The sequence below is a fragment of the Pseudomonas sp. efr-133-TYG-5 genome (assembly GCF_030209175.1).
Classification (GTDB): domain Bacteria; phylum Pseudomonadota; class Gammaproteobacteria; order Pseudomonadales; family Pseudomonadaceae; genus Aquipseudomonas.
On sequence record NZ_JARVSM010000001.1, the window covers coordinates 1,100,396 to 1,118,614 of the forward strand.

At 63.4% G+C, this 18,219-nt stretch carries 22 protein-coding genes; 12 read left to right on the forward strand and 10 right to left on the reverse strand.

The features are described from left to right. Positions 1-5: 5 nt before the first annotated feature. Positions 6-1,124 carry a DmpA family aminopeptidase gene (locus tag QRN70_RS04920; RefSeq protein WP_285416085.1) on the forward strand — a complete coding sequence of 373 codons (1,119 nt, stop codon included), beginning with the start codon at positions 6-8 and terminating at the stop codon, positions 1,122-1,124. Between the two features lie 40 nt (positions 1,125-1,164). Here the strand turns inward: QRN70_RS04920 and QRN70_RS04925 are convergent, their stop codons facing one another. Next, the gene (locus tag QRN70_RS04925; RefSeq protein WP_285416086.1) at positions 1,165-1,752 is read right to left on the reverse strand and encodes an NAD(P)H-dependent oxidoreductase; all 588 of its coding nucleotides are present in this window, start codon (positions 1,750-1,752) and stop codon (positions 1,165-1,167) included. An 86-nt stretch (positions 1,753-1,838) separates the two neighbouring features. Here QRN70_RS04925 and QRN70_RS04930 point away from each other — a divergent pair, with 86 nt between their 5' ends. After that, entirely contained in the window at positions 1,839-2,471 is a 633-nt protein-coding gene (locus QRN70_RS04930) for a TetR/AcrR family transcriptional regulator (RefSeq protein ID WP_502941514.1), read from the forward strand. 306 nt (positions 2,472-2,777) lie between these two features. Beyond that, positions 2,778-4,373, forward strand: a complete 1,596-nt coding sequence (locus tag QRN70_RS04935; protein ID WP_285416088.1) for an ATP-dependent nuclease — start codon at positions 2,778-2,780, stop codon at positions 4,371-4,373. A gap of 30 nt (positions 4,374-4,403) precedes the next feature. On the opposite strand, the gene QRN70_RS04940 is transcribed toward QRN70_RS04935, so the two are convergent. Next, positions 4,404-5,090: a GNAT family N-acetyltransferase gene (locus tag QRN70_RS04940; protein WP_285416089.1), complete on the reverse strand. Its 687-nt coding sequence runs from the start codon at positions 5,088-5,090 to the stop codon at positions 4,404-4,406. Between the two features lie 150 nt (positions 5,091-5,240). Between QRN70_RS04940 and QRN70_RS04945 the strand changes: the two genes are divergently transcribed. Then, the gene (locus QRN70_RS04945) at positions 5,241-5,564 is read left to right on the forward strand and encodes a YXWGXW repeat-containing protein (RefSeq protein WP_285416090.1); all 324 of its coding nucleotides are present in this window, start codon (positions 5,241-5,243) and stop codon (positions 5,562-5,564) included. Between the two features lie 41 nt (positions 5,565-5,605). Next, on the forward strand, positions 5,606-5,818 hold the full coding sequence (locus tag QRN70_RS04950; RefSeq protein ID WP_285416091.1) for a YXWGXW repeat-containing protein: 213 nt from the start codon (positions 5,606-5,608) through the stop codon (positions 5,816-5,818). A 6-nt stretch (positions 5,819-5,824) separates the two neighbouring features. Here the strand turns inward: QRN70_RS04950 and QRN70_RS04955 are convergent, their stop codons facing one another. The 3 genes from QRN70_RS04955 to QRN70_RS04965 form a co-directional block, all read right to left on the reverse strand. Beyond that, positions 5,825-6,382, reverse strand: coding sequence for a YceI family protein (locus tag QRN70_RS04955; RefSeq protein WP_285416092.1), 558 nt, complete (start codon positions 6,380-6,382; stop codon positions 5,825-5,827). Between the two features lie 95 nt (positions 6,383-6,477). Then, positions 6,478-7,833 (reverse strand): MATE family efflux transporter, encoded by a 1,356-nt coding sequence (locus tag QRN70_RS04960; RefSeq protein WP_285416093.1) that lies wholly within the window; start codon positions 7,831-7,833, stop codon positions 6,478-6,480. Positions 7,834-7,959: 126 nt separating this feature from the next. Next, entirely contained in the window at positions 7,960-8,514 is a 555-nt protein-coding gene (locus QRN70_RS04965; RefSeq protein ID WP_285416094.1) for a nucleotidyltransferase family protein, read from the reverse strand. A 73-nt stretch (positions 8,515-8,587) separates the two neighbouring features. Here QRN70_RS04965 and QRN70_RS04970 point away from each other — a divergent pair, with 73 nt between their 5' ends. Together QRN70_RS04970 and QRN70_RS04975 are read left to right on the forward strand one after the other, a co-directional pair. Continuing rightward, complete coding sequence (locus QRN70_RS04970; protein WP_285416095.1) at positions 8,588-9,157, forward strand: chorismate mutase; 570 nt, start codon at positions 8,588-8,590, stop codon at positions 9,155-9,157. A gap of 123 nt (positions 9,158-9,280) precedes the next feature. Further along, a complete protein-coding gene (locus QRN70_RS04975; RefSeq protein ID WP_285416096.1) occupies positions 9,281-9,682 on the forward strand; it encodes a hypothetical protein in 402 nt (133 codons plus the stop codon). Positions 9,683-9,754: 72 nt separating this feature from the next. Here the strand turns inward: QRN70_RS04975 and QRN70_RS04980 are convergent, their stop codons facing one another. After that, positions 9,755-10,090: a hypothetical protein gene (locus QRN70_RS04980; protein ID WP_285416097.1), complete on the reverse strand. Its 336-nt coding sequence runs from the start codon at positions 10,088-10,090 to the stop codon at positions 9,755-9,757. Positions 10,091-10,259: 169 nt separating this feature from the next. On the opposite strand from QRN70_RS04980, the gene QRN70_RS04985 reads away from it, so the two are divergent. Further along, on the forward strand, positions 10,260-11,903 hold the full coding sequence (locus QRN70_RS04985) for a sensor domain-containing diguanylate cyclase (RefSeq protein WP_285416098.1): 1,644 nt from the start codon (positions 10,260-10,262) through the stop codon (positions 11,901-11,903). A gap of 133 nt (positions 11,904-12,036) precedes the next feature. Here QRN70_RS04985 and QRN70_RS04990 read toward each other — a convergent pair whose 3' ends face one another. After that, the gene (locus tag QRN70_RS04990) at positions 12,037-12,435 is read right to left on the reverse strand and encodes a c-type cytochrome (protein WP_285416099.1); all 399 of its coding nucleotides are present in this window, start codon (positions 12,433-12,435) and stop codon (positions 12,037-12,039) included. Between the two features lie 59 nt (positions 12,436-12,494). Next, positions 12,495-13,826, reverse strand: a complete 1,332-nt coding sequence (locus QRN70_RS04995; protein WP_285416100.1) for an aminotransferase-like domain-containing protein — start codon at positions 13,824-13,826, stop codon at positions 12,495-12,497. Positions 13,827-13,916: 90 nt separating this feature from the next. On the opposite strand from QRN70_RS04995, the gene QRN70_RS05000 reads away from it, so the two are divergent. Then, a complete protein-coding gene (locus QRN70_RS05000; protein ID WP_285416101.1) occupies positions 13,917-14,810 on the forward strand; it encodes a DMT family transporter in 894 nt (297 codons plus the stop codon). On the opposite strand, the gene QRN70_RS05005 is transcribed toward QRN70_RS05000, so the two are convergent. After that, positions 14,811-15,632, reverse strand: coding sequence for an AraC family transcriptional regulator (locus QRN70_RS05005; RefSeq protein ID WP_285416102.1), 822 nt, complete (start codon positions 15,630-15,632; stop codon positions 14,811-14,813). A 134-nt stretch (positions 15,633-15,766) separates the two neighbouring features. Between QRN70_RS05005 and QRN70_RS05010 the strand changes: the two genes are divergently transcribed. Next, complete coding sequence (locus QRN70_RS05010; RefSeq protein ID WP_285416103.1) at positions 15,767-16,285, forward strand: carboxymuconolactone decarboxylase family protein; 519 nt, start codon at positions 15,767-15,769, stop codon at positions 16,283-16,285. Positions 16,286-16,304: 19 nt separating this feature from the next. Here QRN70_RS05010 and QRN70_RS05015 read toward each other — a convergent pair whose 3' ends face one another. Then, on the reverse strand, positions 16,305-17,750 hold the full coding sequence (locus tag QRN70_RS05015; RefSeq protein WP_285416104.1) for a SulP family inorganic anion transporter: 1,446 nt from the start codon (positions 17,748-17,750) through the stop codon (positions 16,305-16,307). Here QRN70_RS05015 and QRN70_RS05020 point away from each other — a divergent pair. Further along, on the forward strand, positions 17,749-17,922 hold the full coding sequence (locus QRN70_RS05020; protein WP_285416105.1) for a hypothetical protein: 174 nt from the start codon (positions 17,749-17,751) through the stop codon (positions 17,920-17,922). The genes QRN70_RS05015 and QRN70_RS05020 overlap by 2 nt on opposite strands. Further along, entirely contained in the window at positions 17,912-18,205 is a 294-nt protein-coding gene (locus QRN70_RS05025) for a DUF7693 family protein (RefSeq protein ID WP_285416106.1), read from the forward strand. The genes QRN70_RS05020 and QRN70_RS05025 overlap by 11 nt, the downstream gene beginning before the upstream one ends. Positions 18,206-18,219 lie beyond the last annotated feature (14 nt).

The following is an 18,219-nucleotide window of genomic DNA, read 5'->3' on the forward strand; positions in this document are numbered from 1 at the left end:
CCTCAATGAAACCACGTGCCCGCGACCTCAATATCCGTATCGGCCAACTGCAACCCGGCCCCCTCAACGCCATTACCGACGTGCCCGGCGTACGGGTCGGCCACAGCAATGTGCGCGGTCGAAGCGCGACCGGTCGTGACATTTGCAGCGGCGTCACCCTGATCGAACCGCGCGCCGGCTCGACCAACGCGCAGCCGTGCTTTGCCGGCGTGCATGTGCTCAACGGCAACGGCGATGCCACGGGGCTGGAATGGATTCGCGAAGCCGGACTGCTGACCAGCCCGATCGCCTTCACCAACACCCACAGCCTTGGCGTGGTGCGCGATGCCTTGATCGCGCTGGACCGTGCGCAGCAAGCCGATGATGGTCGCCTCTACTGGAACATGCCGGTGGTGCTGGAAACCTTTGACGGCCTGCTCAATGACATCAACGGTTTTCACGTCAGACCCGAACACGTCGCCGAGGCCCTGCACACCGCGGTGGACGGCCCGGTGCAGGAAGGCGCGGTGGGCGGTGGCAGCGGCATGATCTGCCATGAGTTCAAGGGCGGCATCGGCACCGCGTCGCGCCGCTTGAGCCGTGCCCAGGGTGGCTGGACCGTCGGCGCCATCGTGCAGGCCAACCACGGCATCCGTAGCGAATTGCGCGTCGACGGTTACCCGGTCGGGCGCTACATGGAGCAAGTGGATTCGCCATTCCTGCGCGCGGCGCTGCCGCATCCGGGCATGGGCTCGATCGTGGTCTGCCTGGCCACCGATGCGCCGCTGTTGCCACACCAGTGCACGCGCCTGGCGCAACGGGCCAGCCTCGGCCTGGCGCGTACCGGCGGCGGCAATGAAGACCATAGCGGCGACATCTTCCTCGCCTTCGCCACCGGCAACGCACAGATCCCGCCGGCCGCCTACGAAGGCAAAGGCGCACCGACCTGCGACGGACTGCGCATGGTCAACAACGACCACATCAGCGAGTTGTTCCTCGCGGCCACCGAAGCCGTTGAAGAGGCCATCATCAACGCCCTGCTCGCCAGCGACAGCACGGTCGGCAACGGACACGCGGTGCCGGGGCTGGATGCGCCGACCTTGCTCGCCGCGCTCGACAAGGCCGGCTGGCCCGGCACCCGCTGACCGCCGCCCCGCAGGCGCCGGCTCGCCGGCCCTGCAGGGTTCAGCGAAACAACCCGGCGCCGAGTTCGCGTGCGGCTTGCAATTGCACCGCCGCATCGCGCAACTCCGAGTCGAGCAACTTCGTCGATCCCGCCACCGTCGCCCCGCAGTAATCGAAGATGCCGTGATCGATCTGCACTTGCATCGCCGCGCCATAGCCGTGGCGCGCGTAGACGTCTTCATCCGCGCCGCCGACGCCGACCAGATGCACACGCAAGTGCCCGAGCTTTTTCACCAATTTCTCGTTGCCATTGAAATCGAACGCCCAGCCGTTGCTGAACACGCGGTCAATCCAGCCTTTGAGCAGCGCCGGCATGGCCCACCAGAACACAGGGAAGACCAGCACCAGTGCGTCGGCGCGGTCGATCCGCGCCTGCTCGGCCAGCACATCCGCCGGTGGCCGGGATTCGCGGTGATGCACGGCCCAGTCGGCTTTGGTGAAACGCGGATCGAAACCTTCGGCGTGCAGGTCGGCTATTTCAAAAGTGTTGGCCGGATTGGCTGCGGACAGCCCTCGGGCTATCTCCTGTGCCAACGCGTGGGTCAGCGAACGGCTATCGTCATGGTCGACAACAATCAAGGCGTGCATGGGCAAATCTCCGGTTGGTGGCGCTGACCAAGGGCTATATACTCTTGGTAAGTTACGATCAGTAAGTTACGTTTGGTATATTAGCGATGTCAACCCTTGAAAATTCCCCTGCCACCGCCCCTCGGCGGCGCATGTCCCGCGAAGATCGCCAGCGCCAATTGCTCGACGTAGCCTGGCAAGTGGTGCGCGCTCAGGGCAGCGACGCCCTGACGCTGGGCTATCTGGCGGAACAGGCCGGCGTCACCAAACCGGTGGTCTATGACCACTTTGTGAGCCGGCCCGGTCTGCTCGCGGCGCTGTACGAAGATTTCGACAAGCGCCAGACCGCCGTGATGGACGCCGCACTCGCCGACTGCGAGCCGACCTTGAACGCCACCGCCGCGGTGATCGCCACGGCGTATGTCGAGTGCGTGTTGACCCAGGGCAACGAGATTGGCGGGGTGATTGCCGCATTGGCGAGCACGCCGGAGCTGGAGAAGATCAAGCGCGAATACGAGGCGATCTTCCTGGAGAAATGTCGCAAAGTGCTGTCGCCGTTTGTGGGCGAAGGCGCAATCACCCAGGCCGGCCTGCGCGCCATGCTGGGCGCCGCCGAAGCGCTTTCCCAGGCCGCGGCGAGCGCGGAAATCAGCGCCGCGCAGGCCCGTGACGAGCTGTTCGCGACGATCCTGGCGATGGTCGCAAGGGCCACCGCCGGCGCCACTCACACAGCTGACTGACGGTACTTGAGCGCCCCCGCGCACCTTCCTAGGATGGAGTGACGCAGCTCTGCTGCGTAGGCGCGGGTGCTCTGAACCCCAATCAAGCCCACGCCTGGCTTCATGCGCATCTTGAGCCTCGAGGGCTCTACTTCCTCCCCATCAAAGAGCTTTGAGGCTCTTTTTTTGTCCGTGCGAAAAGCCCCTTGAATACTCCGACCACCGGTGAGAAAGCGGTATCATTGAGCCATTATGGTGCGTTACGCGAGCGATTCCTGACTCGGTTACAACGCCACCTTCACCTCAGGTCTGTTGATTCCCGAATTCATGCATATCACCTCCATCGCCTTCGAAGGTTTGAGAAAGCTGCGCCTCAACCACAACAAGGAAAAGTCCCGGGCACCTACACTATCGGCTCTTGCTCCCAAACGAATCAACGTCATCATCGGTCCCAATGGCGGCGGTAAATCCACCATCGTCGACATCATCCGCTGCTGCTCGGACTCGCAGGTACTGACCCACATCTCCCGCGAAAATATCGGCTCGTCTACCCGCTCGACATTCGCCGTCGAGTTCAATGACCGGCGTCGCTTCGATGTTCAATTTACAATCCGCAAGCCCCAGGTTTATGCCGTCGAGATGAAGGTAAAAGGCCCCTACGGCATAAGCGCTCTGACCCATGACATAATCGAACACGGCACAGTTCCTGAAACTTTGTCGACACTGACAACCACGCTCAATCTCAAGGTTTGCGTTCGCACACATCACGACGAACGAGACACATCACTTCCTGCCTTTATCGCTGCGTTAAATGCCGAAGCCAGCCGGCTGGTGGGCTTGCTGGCCTATCCACTGCATCCTCGTCAGTCGAGCATGGATCGACCTGACTTCGACCCTGATGCCGACAGCAGCAATGACACTCGCGATGAAATCGATGAGGAGGCGCAATGGCTGTTGGATAATCCCTGGCCTGCCATTTCGATCACTGACGAAGGGTTGCTCAAAGTCTTTTTCAATGACGATCAAATGCAGCCCAATTTTCTTCCGATGACACTGCTGCCTTCCGGTTGGAGGGCATTTGGCGGCCTGCTTGGCTGGCTGGCTGAAGTTCCCCACGGCTCGATCTGCGTTATCGAAGAACCTGAAACGCATCTGCATCCGACGTTGTTACGTCTGTTGATGCGCAGGCTCGGCGAGATGGCGAGCGATCCGCAAAGGCAACTGCAACTGTTCATCACCACTCACGCCCCCGCAATGATCGATGTGCGAGCCTGGGCGATCGAAGACGTAGCGTTGTTTGAAGTTGACGGGTTTGAAGCACGCGATCTCACCGAACAGAGCCATGTCCTGTCGTTGCTTGGAGTCAGACCCAGTGATGTCAGTCAGGCCAACGGTGTTATCTGGGTCGAAGGCGCCTCGGACAAGCTGTACCTGCTGCACTGGATCGACTTGCTTAGCCAGAAGAACAAAACGGCAGCGCCCAAGGAAAACCACGACTACGCGTTCCTTCCTTATGGCGGTTCCATGCTCAAGCACTACAGCGCCAACCACGAAGCAGGATTGATCGACATGTTCAGGATCAATCGCAACTCGTTTGTGGTGATGGATCGCGACCTGGACTTCCTTGATGCCAGCAAGCCCGGCGGTACTGAGCTAACCAAGTCCAGATTCCTCAAGGATGTAGCGTCCTGGCTGACTCAGGAATACACAATGGAAAGCTACCTGCCGACAGCCTTCTTCGAGCGCTATTTCAGCATCGTCGATGGCCGGGTGGTCAAGGACAGCGGTTACTCCAAGACTGATATCGCCGAATTTTTCCGTGAGGAATATCAAACATTCGACCATTCGTTCAAGCCTGGCACTGATCTGCCTGAGCGAATCAGCGAACTGCTCGCCACAATCAACCAGTGGAATCAGCTATAGCGCCAAAGCGTCGGGCAGGACGCCGCACATTCAATGCAACGTCATGCGCTGCCGCACGAACGCTTCGGTGTGGCGGGTTACCTGATCCAGGTGGCGGTCGCGCTGTTTCTCGGCATCGAGCATCGCCCGCTTGCCATGCTTTTGCAGCAGATAGGTGTGGATCTGCTGCACTTCCAGGGAACGGTAGATCGGTGTGGTGTCGATGAATCCGCGCAGGCCGTTGCTGCGGTAATGGCGGGTGCTCATCAGCACTTGCGTCTCGCGCTGGCCGATCACCTCGAAGCCCAGCGCTTCGAAATAAGGCACCTTGCCGACGCTGCAGGTCAGTTCGGCGTGCGGGTAGCGTGCGAGCATCTCGCCAATCAAGCTGCGCGCCACACCCTGGCGCCGATGGCCCTCGCGCACCGCCAGGTAAGCGACGTTGCACGCCTCCCAGTCGCCCTGCACCGGCAGGTACAACAGAAAACCGATGACCTGCTCCGGGTCGTCCTCGGCGGTGGCGACCAGCAGCTCCACTTCCGTGCCCTTCTCACCGTTCAACGCCTCCAGATACAAATGCACCTCGTAGCCGACCGCGTACTGGTAGACGTTGTACAAGAGGTTGCTCGGGCCGAGGCCGACCGCGCTGATGTCGGTCAGGTAGTCGACCACCATCTGCAGAATCTGGCTGTTGACGCCCTCGGGGCACGGCGCTTTGTAGTGGGTGATGCAGGGCATGGCGGGTGAACTCCGGCGGTAATCGGCGACATCATACTGCGCGCTCGAGCCTGACAAAAATTTCATCCGCCCGGCAGCGGATCTTTCGCCGATTCGGCGTCAAATTCTTCAGCTGCGTTCACTTCCCGACGCAGGCCTTGAGGAGTTGTCATGAACGTTTGGCGTTCTTTGTCGAAATGGCGAAAGGCATGGCTGGCGCTGCCCTTGACGGTTGTGGCGCTGAGCAGCGCCCCGGTGTTTGCCCAACCCGAAATGATCATCCGTCAGGCGCCGCCGCCGCTGCGCATGGAGCCAATGCCCGGCGCCCGTCCCGGTTATGCCTGGGATCGCGGCCACTGGCGCTGGGACGGCCGCGGCTATGCCTGGGTGCCGGGGCACTGGCAACCGGTGCGCTACGGTGCGCGCTGGAAGCCCGGGCATTGGCAGGCCCGCGGGCCCAACTGGTACTGGATTGAAGGTCACTGGGCGCGCTGATCGTCGCGCGCCCGCCCACGTCATCGACCCGGAAGATCAACATGTCGCGAACCTTGAAAACCTTGCTCGCCAGCGCCCTGGTGGCGATAACCCTGTCCGGCTGCGTGATCGCACCCGCGCGTCCGCACCGTCCGCCACCACCGGTGGAAGTGGTTCCGGTCATGCCTGCGCCGGGCTATCACTGGGTGGCCGGGCATTACCGCTGGGCCGGCAATCAATGGCGCTGGGTGCCAGGTCACTGGCGCGCCTACTGAGGCCGGTCACTGCTGGGGGGCGACCACCTTGAACTTGATGTCGATATCCTTCGACACCACGGTGTCCGCCCACTCCCCCGCGCCGAGGCCGAACTCGTCGCGCCTGAGCACCAGTTCTCCGTCGAAGATGCCGATCTGGCTGTCCGGTTTCAGTTCGACCGGCACCTGCACGTCGCGGGTGATGCCCTTGAGGGTGAGCTTACCGGCGATCAAATAACGGTTGTCGCCGACCTGGGTGAAAGCGCTCGATTCGAACACCGCGAGCGGATACTTCGCCGTGTCGAACCACGCCGGTTTCACCAGCTCGGTATTGGCGTCTTCGCTGCCGGCATCGATGCTGGCGAGGTCGATGTGCAGCGTGGTGCGGGCCGCGGCGAGGTTTTCGCTATCGAACGCCAGCGTCGCCTCGAACTTGCCGAACGTGCCGTACATTCGCGAGCCCATCTGGTTGAAGGTGAAACTGATCTGGCTGGCGGTGGTGTTGACCCGGGTGTATTCCACGGCGTGCGCCAACGGCATGACGCTCAGGCAACACGCGGCAGCCAACGATAGGCGGATCGACATGGGATTCTCCGCAGAGGCCCGGGAGGGGTTCGATTGACTTAAGCAAACATCCGCCGATAACGCCAGCACGGCGGCTGACGATCAACGCCACCCCGTCACACCAGCCGCTCGATCTTCTGATGCTGCCAGACCAGTTTGTAGTAAAGCGTCTGCAACACCAGCATCCCCAGGTACGCCACCGGGAACGCCATCCACACCCCTTGCAGGCCGAACCGCGCGTCCAGCCAGTACGCCGCCGGCAACTGCACGCCGACCACACAGATAATGGCGATCGCCACCGGTACCAGCACCGTGCCGCTGGCGCGCATGATGCCGCCGATGATTGCCTGGAAGCCGAACACCAGCAGGCTCCAGAGCATGATGTGCAGCAGATGTTCGGCCATCGCCCGGGTGGCGTCTTCGGTGAGGAACAGCCCCAGCAGCCAGTGCGACAGCAGGTAGCCGAGCACGATCAGGCCACCGGTCAGGCAGACGTTGATCCACAGCCCGGTGCGCAGGATAGGCGCGATGCGTTCCAGACGCCCGGCGCCGATGGCCTGGGCGCCGAGGATCGACGCGGTGATGGCAATCGACAGCGCAGGGAACTGCACGTAGTTGACGATCTGCGTCACCGCGCCATAGGCCGCCGTCGCCTGCGATCCGTGCTGGTTGACCAGCGCCAGAATCACCAGCTCCGACAGCGACAGCACGATCATCTGCACCCCGGTCGGCAGCCCGATGCGCAAGACTTTGCCGAGGATTCCGCGGTTCAGGCGCAGCGCTGCAAAAAACTCGCGATCCGGCGCCAGCGGATGGCCCTTGCGAATCAGCCGCCACGCCAGCCACGCCATGGCCGCCAGGTTACCGGCCAGGCCGGCGAACGCCGCACTCTGGATCCCCAACTGCGGCAAGCCGAACCAGCCGCGAATCAGTGCCGGCGTCAGTGCCAGCCCGACGCAGGTCGACACCATCAGTGCCAGCAGCGGCGACAGCGTATCGCTGACCCCGCGCAACAACTGGGTGAACAGCACGAACACCAGCAGCGACGGCAGAATCCACATCATCACATGGGCATACGCGACGGCATCGTCCAGCACGTCCAGCGGTGTCCCCAACCCCTGCAACGCCGGCCGCGCAAACACGCTGCCCAGCACTGCCGCGACCAGACCGATCAACACCCCGAGCAACAACGTCGCCCCGGCAATCGCCTTGACCATGTGCGGCTCGCGCGCGCCCCACGCCTGCCCGATCAACACCCCTGCCCCGGCGCCCAGACCGATGACCAGGGCGATGAAGAAAAAGATGATCGGAAACATTCCGGACACCGCCGCCAACGCCTGCGTCCCGAGCATCTGGCCGATATAAATGCTGTTGACCGTGCCTGACATCGATTGCAGGAAGTTGGACAACACCATGGGGGCCAGGAACAGGAAGTAGGTTTTCCAGAGGGGATGTTGGGTGGGGGTTGGCATGAGTTTCCGTCTCGGGGCAGAGTTCGGGGATATTACGCTAGATGGTTTGCCACTGGTGCGAGGCAATTGCGCTGCGGCTGATTTGCCCTGCAGCCATTCGACCGGGACGAGGTGGCAGCGCGCTCATCACTGCATCTGCACATCCAGGCGCGGCCAGGTGCGCTGCCAGTTCTTCGAGCGAACGCGCTCCAGGTAAACCGGGTACTTCTCGGCGAGGAATCGCGGCGTCGGACGCACCCGCAAGGAAAACAGGTCTTCCAGACCCAGCGGCGCAGCAATGTCGATACGGTCTGCGGCGGTCAACCGCACAGCGACAGCCGTGGCGGTCTCGGGCCAGCACCTCATCGCTGCGGTCGCCGAGGCATAGGGCTGATCGCCGTTGCGCGCATGCATGCGCGCCTGGTTCTTGACGGACCAGTTGACGCTGTCATCCATTGCCCGCAGCGTCGCCTCCAACGCGGCATCGCGCTGGGCACAGGTGTCCTCGACATCGAACCAGATCACGTCGACATCGGCCGGCAATGGCGAAGACGGCCGACCGTGCAAGTGGTCCCAGACCCGACCGCGCACGAACCCGGCGGCCACCCAGCAATCACTCAGATGCAACTCCCTGACGAGCTGCAGAACCTTCATGCGTGCGGGGTCTTCGGTGATCAGCCGGTGAAGCGTGGCGTGCAACATTTGCTAACTCCGTTTAACTTCGTATCCGTACTTGACCATCAAATGCGTCCTTCAGGCCCATCGAGAATCTACCATGCTCCGACCTTCACACTTGCTCAGCTGCATCGTTTTGGCGCTAGGTGCCGGCACGGTGCAGGCCGCTGCCGTCGCGCCCGCGCCGGAAGTTCTGCAACCCTTGCTGGCAACGCTCAACGAACGCCTGAACATCGCCGACCTGGTCGCCCTGACCAAATGGGACAGCGGCAAGCCGATCCAGGACGGTCCGCGTGAAGCCCAGGTGATTGCCAACGCCCGCACCCTGGCCAGCGCACGTCAACTCGATCCGGATGACGTGGCGCAATTGCTCGCGGCGCAAATCGAGGCCAACAAGCTGGTGCAATACGGTCTGTTGGCACAGTGGCAAGCGGCAGGTGCCGCGCCGGCGACGACGCGGCCGGATCTGGCGCAGCAGATTCGCCCGCGTCTGGATGAGCTGCAAACCCGGCTGCTGCAACAGTACGCCGACTTCACGCCCTATCGCCACGATGCGAATTGCCCGGCCTGGCTGGCCAAGGCACGTCGCGGTCTGGCCCACGACACGTTGCATGAACTGGCCCTGACCCGCGCCACCGGCGAGTTGTGCGTGCGCCCGACGGCGCCGTGAATCGCGGCGCTGGCAGCCATTGCTGGCGTCGATAGTCACCATCACGCCAATGAAGTTCTCATAAAAAATCCGCGGCGTAACATCTGCTCCATACCTAACCACAACACCCCGGAGCACACGATCATGAAACGCCAAATCCTTCTCGGCATCGCTTTCTCGGTTCTGGCAGTCAACGCTTTCGCAGCGAAACCCGCGCACACCATGATCGCCGAAGGCGGTTCGGATCGGCTGATTGAAAGTCGTGTGGCTGAGGGTGGCTCGGATCGTCTGCAAGAGCGCCGCGTAGCCGAAGGCGGCTCGGATCGTCTGCAGGAACGCCGCGTAGCCGAAGGTGGCTCGGATCGTCTGCAGGAGCGCCGCGTAGCCGAAGGTGGCTCGGATCGTCTGCAGGAACGCCGTGTAGCCGAAGGTGGCTCGGATCGTCTGCAGGAACGCCGTGTAGCCGAAGGTGGTTCGGATCGTCTGCAGGAACGCCGTGTAGCCGAAGGTGGCTCGGATCGTCTGATCGAACGCCGCGTGGCCTGAATCGATCTGGCTAACGCTACACAATAAAAAGCCCGGTCTGATCAGCCGGGCTTTTTTGCATTCAACCGGCGCTTACTGCACGGTTTTCAGCTTGACCACGTCACCGGAAATCTTGGTGGTGTAACCGGTCAGGACCCAGGCCCAGAACCAGTTTTCCTGGACCTGAGTGTTGATCATGGCGTCGCCGCCCTTGGCCTTGATCGCGGCGTTCTGGGCGCGGACGAAGCGGCTGTTCTGCTGGATCGGGATGACGCCGAACAGCAGCAGACCGGTGGCCGTCGCTTCGCTGTGGCCAATCACGGTGTATTGGCTGCTGTCGTATTGTTTGGTGTTCATCGGGGTGCCGGTGCAACCTGCCAGAACCACACCGAACAGTGCGGCGGCGACTACTTTGCTGAGATATTTCACTGCGAAACTCCATGGGAAAACGCCCGGGATCCATCTCTCGGGCGGCGCACACTTTACCGGAGGTAGTGGCTCTTTGGTATCAACGTCGCCAGGTTTCGTGAAGCACGTCGCTGGCACCCGCTCGGCGATTACGCATACCATGGCGCCACTCCAATAAAGAACGCCCCTCATGATCAACGCCAGTCTGCGCAGCCACCTGACCCTCTGGTTTGCCGGTTTATCCCTGTTGACGCTGCTCAGCGTGGGCTTCTACGTCGGCCACATCGCCACCGAACAAATCAAACAGGCCAGCGGCAACGCGCTGCTGAGCACCGCGCGTTCGGCGGCGGCGCTGTTGGGCGAGCAACTGCGCGAGCGGCAGCTGGAGGTGTACCTGCTCAGCCGCGCGCCGCACCTGGAGCGTGGCGATCTGGATAACCCGTCGATTCTGGTGTCGATGCAACTGCGCACCCAGGCGCGCGCCGAGTACGCGTGGATGGGCGTGACGGATAGCGAGGGCCACGTCCACCAGGCGGTCAATGGCTTGCTGGTCGGGCAGTCGGTGCAGCAACGACCGTGGTTCCAGGCCGGCCTGCGCGGCGAGTACACCGGTGATCCGCATGAAGCGGTGCTGCTCGCCAAGTTGCTGCCCGGCCAGTCGAACGGTGAGCCGCTGCGCTTCATCGATTTTGCCGCGCCGATCCACAATGCCGACGGCCAGGTGATCGGCGTGCTCGGCGCCCACGCACACTGGAGCTGGGTAACGCGCATCGTCGAATCGGCCGCGCAATCGCACAGGGGCGCGACGCCGGATATCGAAGCGCTGATTATCGATCACGACGGCAAAGTGCTGTATCCGGAAGCGTTGGTTGGCCAGCAACTGGCGGCGAATGCACCGCAGTCACCCGGATGGACCGCGGGCGATGGCTACCTGACCAGCATGGTCGCGGTACCCACGCCGTCGAGCACGGCGCTGTCGTGGTCGATCGCTGTGCGCCAGCCGCTGGACTCGGCGCTGCAACCGGCACGCCTGCTGCTGTACAAACTGCTGTTGCTCGGCGTGGTCGCCGCCGTGGTCTTCGGCCTGGTCGCGTATTACCTGGCGCTGCACCTCAGCCGGCCGATCGAGCAATTGGCGCGCGCGGCCAAACAAGTGCAGGACAAGCAACCCGGCGCGCAATTTCAATTGCAGCACCCGGTGCGGGAAATCGCCCAGCTCGGCCAGTCCATCGATGCCATGACCCAATCGTTGCTCGGCAAGGAGCGTGAATTGCAGGAGGCCAATGCGTCCCTGGAAGCCACGGTCGCGCAACGCACCGCCGCCCTCACCCAGGCCAACGCCGAGCTGCTGAGCCTGGCCACCCACGATGCCCTGACCGGCGTCTACAACCGCCGCCGCTTCGATGAAAAGCTCACCGAGTACAGCCTGCTGTTCCGCCGCACCGGACGGCCGTTCGCGCTGCTGCTGATCGACGCCGACCACTTCAAACGCATCAACGACAACTACGGTCATGCGGTCGGTGATGACGTGCTGCGGCAACTGGCGCAACTGATCCAGATGAGCATCCGCAGCACCGATTTCGTCGCGCGCTATGGCGGCGAAGAGTTCGCCGTGCTGCTGCCGGAAATCGCCAAACCGGACACCCCTGAAGTGGTTGCCGAGAAGATCCGCGTGGCAGTGGCCGGGGCGCACTTCCCGCAGGTCGGCCACGTGACTGTGAGCATTGGCGTCGGCCTCGCCGATCCGGCGGACAACAGCCACGCGATGCTGATCAAGCGCGCCGACCAGCAGCTGTACCAGGCGAAAGCAGCGGGCCGCAACCAGGTCGCCTGACGATAACCGTCACTTGCCCGCTGGCCGCCCGCAACGGGCGCCCGGCGTGCGCGGATCAACTCACGTGTTGGTTTTGAGTCGGGTCCAGAGCTGCGTAGTCAATCGCGCAGTCGCCTGCCTTGAGCGAGCAAAATCAGGGTTGGGGTTGTTGCGCGAACGTCTGCAGATAGGCCAGCAAGTCGTCGATTTTCTCTTCGTCGCTCAGCCCCCAGAAGATCATCCGCGTTCCCGGCACCACGGCTTTCGGGTCCTTCAGGTAGGCCGTCAGGGTCTCCCGATTCCAGGTCAGCCCGGCGTTTTTCATGGCATCGGAATAGACGTAGTTGGCCGAGGTGCCGGCCGGGCGACCGAAGATGCCATTGAGTTGCGGGCCGAATCCGGGGCGGGCGGATTCGCCGACCTGATGGCAACCGCCGCACAGGCGCGGGAACAGTCTGCCGCCCGCCTCGGCATCACCCGCCGCGAGGGTCGGCGTGCTGAGCAGGCCAGCGCTGAGGGACAGGGCGAGAGTCAACAAGGCAGTCGGGTTCATTGCGGTATCCGGGTCGGCATCAATCGGGCGGCGGCAAGGGTAGCATTTTGTGCCCTCACTCAGCTGTAGGCGGCCACTACCTGCCGCACCTTGAGCAGCGCTTCACGCAGCACGTCCATCGGCACCGACCCCAAGGCAATACGGATCGCATGCGGCACGTGCGCCGACACCACGAACGGTTCGGCAATCGACACCGCAATGTGCTGCTGCATCAACTCGACCACCACCTGATCGGTACGGGCATCCTCCGGCAACGGCAGCCAGAGAAAATACGAGGCTTGATGGCCGATGCACGGCAAGTCTCGAAGAATGTCCCGGGCCAGGGCCTGGCGCGCGCGGGCGTCGCTGCGTTTCTGCGCTTCGAGCAGCGTGATCGTGCCGTCGTCGAGCCAGCCACAGGCAATGGCGGTCATCACCCCCGGCGTGTTCCAGGTGGTGGCGCGAATGACGCGTTCCAGCGCCGGCACTCGCGGCAACGGCGCGGCGATGAAACCGACGCGCAGGCCGGTGGCGATGTTTTTCGACAGGCCAGATACGTAGATCGTCCGCTCGGGCGCCAGGTCGGCCAGTGGCGGCGGCGGGTTATCCACCAGAAAGGCGTAGGCTGCATCTTCAATCAGCGTCAGATCATGCCGCCGCGCAATCGCCACCAATTGCTCGCGCTGCGCCAGCGACAGCACCCAACCGAGCGGATTGTGCAGGGTCGGCATGCTGTACACGGCGCGTACCGGACGCGTGCGACAGAGTTTTTCCAGCGCCTGCAGGTCCGGCCCCTGCTCACTCACGGCAATCGCCACCACCTCCAGATGCAGCGCCTCGGCGAGCACCTTGAAACCGGAATAGGTCAAGGCGTCGGCGGCAATCACGTCACCGGGTTTGCACAACGCTATCAGCGCCACCGCCAACCCCTGCTGCGCGCCGTTGACAATCAGCACCTGCTCGGCGTCGACCCGCAGGCCACGGCTTTGCAGGTGCCGGGCTATCGAGGCGCGCTCATGCTGACGCCCGGCGTGAGGCTGGTAGCGCAGCAGCGCTTCGAGGTCGCCGGACAGCGCCAATTGGCGCAGCGCCGTGCGCAGCAATTCCGCCTGCCCGGGCACCGCCGGGTAGTTGAAATTCAGGTCGACCATGCCCACCGCGACGTCTTTCTGATCGACGCTGTGCCCCGGCGGCAGCGAGATTTCGCGGACAAAAGTGCCGCGCCCGGTTTCACCGCTGACCAGCCCCATGGCTTCCAGTTCGGCATACACGCGCGACGCCGTGACCAGCGCCAGCCCCTCGCTGGTCGCCAGTTGCCGGTGCGTTGGCAGCCGTGTGCCGGGCAACAGGCGCCCGCTGCGAATGTCGGCGGCAAGGGTGTCGACCAGGGTCTTGTAGCGGGAACGCGGCATGGCGGATGTATCCATGACAATTTTTTGATTGTGCTGATTCTCCGCCCTAGCATGGCTCGCAGGCAACCCCACTATTGAGCGTGACTGAACATGGAACGAACAACACCTCTGAGCAACCCGGCCCTGGAAAGAACCAGTGGCTGGATCAACGGTTTCATCGGCGTGGTGATCTTCAGCGGCTCGCTGCCGGCCACGCGCCTGGCGGTGCTGGAGTTCGATCCGGTGTTCCTCACCGTGGTCCGCGCGGCCATCGCCGGACTGCTGGCGGTGGCGTTGCTGTGGCTGTTTCGCGAACGGCGGCCGGCCCGCGAGCAATGGCTGTCGCTGGTGATCGTGGCGCTGGGCGTGGTGCTCGGTTTTCCGTTGCTGACGGCGCTGGCATTGCAACACGTGACGTCAGCTCATTCGATTGTGTTTGTCGGATTGCTGCCGCTGGCCACGGCGATTTTTGCCGTGCTGCGTGGCGGTGAACGGCCGCGTCCGGTGTTCTGGCTGTTCTCGCTGCTGGGCAGTTCGCTGGTGGTCGGCTTCGCGATTGCCCAGGGGCTCAGTGCATCGCCCACCGGCGATCTGCTGATGCTGGCGGCGATTCTCGCCTGCGGCCTCGGTTACGCCGAAGGCGCCAAACTGTCGCGTACGCTCGGCGGCTGGCAGGTGATCTGCTGGGCGCTGGTGGTGGCGCTACCGCTGATGGCGGCGCTGAGCGTCTGGCTCAAACCCGCCTCGTTGAGTGGCATCAGCGTTGCGGCGTGGACGTGCCTGGCCTACGTGTCGCTGTTCAGCATGCTCATCGGCTTCGTGTTCTGGTATCGCGGGCTGGCACAGGGCGGGATCGCGGCGGTCGGGCAATTGCAGTTGTTGCAGCCGTTTTTCGGCCTGGCGCTGGCGGCGACGCTGCTGCACGAACAGGTCAGCCTCGGCATGCTGGCGGTGACCCTGGGTGTGATTCTCTGCGTGGCCGGAGCGAAGAAATTCGCCCGATAGCTAACCGGCGCCGGCTTTCCACTCGCGCGGGCTGAGCCCGGTCTTGCGCCGAAACGCCCGGGCCAGCGCCGACGGACTGTCATAGCCGACCTCCTCGGCGATCAACGCAATCGGCCGGCCCTCGCGCAGGCGTTTCTGCGCCAGGCTGATGCGCCAGCTGACCAGGTAATCCACCGGCGTCTGCCCCACCACCCGGCGGAAATACTCGGCAAAACTGGCCCGCGACTGGTTCGTCGCGCCCGCCAGTTCGGCGACGCTCCAGGCTTTGCCCGGTTGCTCATGGATCAGGTTCAAGGCGCGCGACAGACGCGGATCGGCCAGCCCGGCGAGCATGCCGGGTTGCTGTTCACGCCGACTGATAAGGTGGCGCAGCAGCAAGATCACCAACAACTCGAACAACCGATCCATCACCGCTTCGCGCCCGCAGTGGCCGTCGAACGCCTCCTTGAACAGCCACTCCAGGGTGTTGGCCATTTCCGGCAACTCGGCGAGTTTCAGCACCAGGTAATCCGGCAGCGCCGTCGCCAGCGCATTGCCCGCGCCACCGTCGAAGGTCAGCGAGGCACAGACCAGGCGGGTGTCCATGGCTTCGTCGGCAAACAGCCGATGGGCGAGTGGGCGAGGGAAGAAAATCAGCGTCGGTTCGTCGAGGTGCAGCTCCGGGTCATTGCCCGGTTTGAGCCGCAACTGGCCGGCCTGCAGCAGATGCACGTGCCCGCAGGTCTGCTCGCCACCGTAAGCGCTGATTCCGCAAAACGTGCCGCTATGGAACGTACCGGCGTTGACGCCGAAATGGCTGAGCAAAGTCGACAGGCGATCCACGGATGACATCCTCGGTGGCAGGTTTGGACGATCTGTCGCATATCCTCGACGATTTGCCGCCAAAGCACCAGCCACGCTCGGTAGCATCACCTCCATCCCCGGCGCACTTCGCACCGGACTTCTGGAGAATCACCATGAGCCGCATTGCCCCGATCAGCCTCGACACCGCCACCGACGCCACTCGCCCGGTGCTGGAAGGCGTACAGAAAAAAATCGGTTTCCTGCCCAACCTGTTCAAGACCCTCGCCACCGCGCCGGTTGCGCTGGATGCCTACGTGCAGATTTCCACCACCCTGGGCAAGACTTCACTGAGCGCCAAGGAAAAAGAAGCGGTGTACCTCGCCACGTCGCAGGTCAACGGCTGCGACTACTGCCTGGCCGCGCATAGCCTGTTTGCCAGCAAGGCCGGGCTGTCGGCGGCGGACATTGTCGAGGCCCGGCATGGCCGGCTCAACGCCTTCGCCGCCCTCGCCCAGCAGTTGACGCAGACCCGCGGTCATCTGAGCGACGAGCAGATTGCCAGCGCCCGCGCCGCCGGCATCGACGACAAAAAGATCATCGAAGTGATCGCCATCGTCGCCGCGCAGACGCTGACCAACTACCTGAACAACGTCGCGCTGACGGACATCGACTTCCCGGCGATCGATGCCTGATCGGTGCTCGGGGTCGGTCTCAGTCGTGATCGACCCCGGCACGTTTGAGCAATGTCTTGCACCGCTCGGACAAGTGGAACACCTGCAAGTGCTTGCCCGCCTTGGCATAGCGCTCGCGCAGGGTTTTCAGCGCGGCGATGGCCGAGTAATCGACAAAACTCACATGCCGGCAATCGACGGTCACCCGGGCCGGATCGTTGGCCGGGTCAAACTGATTGAGGAACGCTGTGGTCGAGGCAAAAAACAGCGTGCCGTGCAGGCGATAGAGCTTGCTGCCATCCGCCTCCAGATGTTCGTCGGCGTACAACTCCCGGGCCTGCTGCCAGGCGAAATTCAGCGCAGCGATGATGATCCCGCACAGCACCGCCGTCGCCAGGTCGGTGAACACGGTAATGGTGGTGACCGCGATAATCACCAGCACATCGTTGAGCGGCACTTTGTTCAGCACCCGCAACGACGCCCAGGCGAACGTCTGCTGCGACACCACAAACATCACCCCCACCAGCGCCGCCAGCGGAATACGCTCGATCAGCGGCGACAGAAACAGAATGAACAACAGAATCAACACCCCGGCCACCACGCCGGACAAACGCCCGCGCCCGCCGGAACTGAGGTTGATCACGGTCTGGCCGATCATCGCGCAGCCGCCCATGCCACCGAACACACCGGACACCATGTTGGCCGCACCAAGCGCCACGCACTCGCGATCCGGGTAGCCACGGGTTTCGGTGATTTCGTCGGTGAGGTTGAGGGTCAGCAAGGTTTCCAGCAGGCCGACCAGCGCCATCAGAATCGCGTAAGGGGCGATGATGCGCAGGGTCTGCAGATCCCACGGAATATCCGGCAGGGCCAGCGTCGGCAGGCCGCCGGCGATGTGCGCCATGTCACCGAGCGTGCGGGTCGGCAGGCCGAGCAGGTAAACCAGCAGGCCCACACCGAGGATCGCCACCAGTGCCGGCGGCACCGCTTTGGTCAGGCGCGGCAGGACGTAGACGATGGCCATGGTCAGCAGCACCAGCCCGGTCATCAGGTACAACGGTGTGCCGCTGAGCCAGTTGTCACCGCGCTTGAAATGCTCCAGTTGCGCCAGCGCGATGATGATCGCCAGGCCGTTGACGAAGCCGAGCATCACCGGATGCGGCACCATCCGCACCAGTTTGCCCAGGCGCAGCAGCCCGAACGCGACCATGATCACGCCGCCGAGCAGCACCGTCGCCAGCAGATACTGCACGCCGTGCTGCACCACCAGCGCGACGATCACCACTGCCATCGAACCAGCCGCCCCGGACACCATGCCCGGCCGCCCGCCGAACAGCGCAGTCAGCGTGCAAATGATGAAGGCGCCGTACAGGCCCATCAGCGGATTGAGGTGGGCCACCAGCGCGAACGCAATGCATTCGGGCAACAGGGCAAACGAGGTGGTGAGTCCGGCCAGGACATCGGCACGCAGACGAATCGGTTTCATGGCTTACCTGACAGAGCGGCCGTCGGGCACGGCCGCGGATATTCGCGGAAAAAAACAGGGTTGCGGATGTTACGGAATTGTCCGGGTTCGGGCCACCGTCGCTGACAGCCAATCGCTGGCGCTCTATGCTTGCGCGCTGTTTTGCCTGATCGAGAGCGGCCATGCCGAGTGAATTGACCACCCGTGAAGTTTGCCAACGCCTGCGCGATGCGGCGCTGGGCGTGCGCCCGCTCCAGACAGTGAGCACGCAGGGCGGCGCGCTCGAAGTCGATATCGAGGGCTGGCTGTTGCAGCTCGACTTCGACGGCCAGCACCTGCATCACTGCGGCCAGTGTCGTTGTCCCGACGGTCGCGTCTGGACGCACGACACCCGGCAACGCTTCGGCACCGATGCGGTCAGCCTGCTGAGCACCTGGGAACTGGCGCAGATCGAGGGCATGTTGCGCCCGTGTTAACGAGTCGGGGCAAT

Coding starts and splice junctions, on each gene's coding strand:
- QRN70_RS04920 (WP_285416085.1), top strand. CDS start 6: ATGAAACCACGTGCCCGCGACCTCAATATCCGTATCGGCCAACTGCAA.
- QRN70_RS04925 (WP_285416086.1), bottom strand. CDS start 1,752: ATGCACGCCTTGATTGTTGTCGACCATGACGATAGCCGTTCGCTGACC.
- QRN70_RS04930 (WP_502941514.1), top strand. CDS start 1,839: ATGTCAACCCTTGAAAATTCCCCTGCCACCGCCCCTCGGCGGCGCATG.
- QRN70_RS04935 (WP_285416088.1), top strand. CDS start 2,778: ATGCATATCACCTCCATCGCCTTCGAAGGTTTGAGAAAGCTGCGCCTC.
- QRN70_RS04940 (WP_285416089.1), bottom strand. CDS start 5,090: ATGCCCTGCATCACCCACTACAAAGCGCCGTGCCCCGAGGGCGTCAAC.
- QRN70_RS04945 (WP_285416090.1), top strand. CDS start 5,241: ATGAACGTTTGGCGTTCTTTGTCGAAATGGCGAAAGGCATGGCTGGCG.
- QRN70_RS04950 (WP_285416091.1), top strand. CDS start 5,606: ATGTCGCGAACCTTGAAAACCTTGCTCGCCAGCGCCCTGGTGGCGATA.
- QRN70_RS04955 (WP_285416092.1), bottom strand. CDS start 6,382: ATGTCGATCCGCCTATCGTTGGCTGCCGCGTGTTGCCTGAGCGTCATG.
- QRN70_RS04960 (WP_285416093.1), bottom strand. CDS start 7,833: ATGCCAACCCCCACCCAACATCCCCTCTGGAAAACCTACTTCCTGTTC.
- QRN70_RS04965 (WP_285416094.1), bottom strand. CDS start 8,514: ATGTTGCACGCCACGCTTCACCGGCTGATCACCGAAGACCCCGCACGC.
- QRN70_RS04970 (WP_285416095.1), top strand. CDS start 8,588: ATGCTCCGACCTTCACACTTGCTCAGCTGCATCGTTTTGGCGCTAGGT.
- QRN70_RS04975 (WP_285416096.1), top strand. CDS start 9,281: ATGAAACGCCAAATCCTTCTCGGCATCGCTTTCTCGGTTCTGGCAGTC.
- QRN70_RS04985 (WP_285416098.1), top strand. CDS start 10,260: ATGATCAACGCCAGTCTGCGCAGCCACCTGACCCTCTGGTTTGCCGGT.
- QRN70_RS04990 (WP_285416099.1), bottom strand. CDS start 12,435: ATGAACCCGACTGCCTTGTTGACTCTCGCCCTGTCCCTCAGCGCTGGC.
- QRN70_RS04995 (WP_285416100.1), bottom strand. CDS start 13,826: ATGCCGCGTTCCCGCTACAAGACCCTGGTCGACACCCTTGCCGCCGAC.
- QRN70_RS05000 (WP_285416101.1), top strand. CDS start 13,917: ATGGAACGAACAACACCTCTGAGCAACCCGGCCCTGGAAAGAACCAGT.
- QRN70_RS05010 (WP_285416103.1), top strand. CDS start 15,767: ATGAGCCGCATTGCCCCGATCAGCCTCGACACCGCCACCGACGCCACT.
- QRN70_RS05020 (WP_285416105.1), top strand. CDS start 17,749: ATGGCTTACCTGACAGAGCGGCCGTCGGGCACGGCCGCGGATATTCGC.
- QRN70_RS05015 (WP_285416104.1), bottom strand. CDS start 17,750: ATGAAACCGATTCGTCTGCGTGCCGATGTCCTGGCCGGACTCACCACC.
- QRN70_RS05025 (WP_285416106.1), top strand. CDS start 17,912: ATGCCGAGTGAATTGACCACCCGTGAAGTTTGCCAACGCCTGCGCGAT.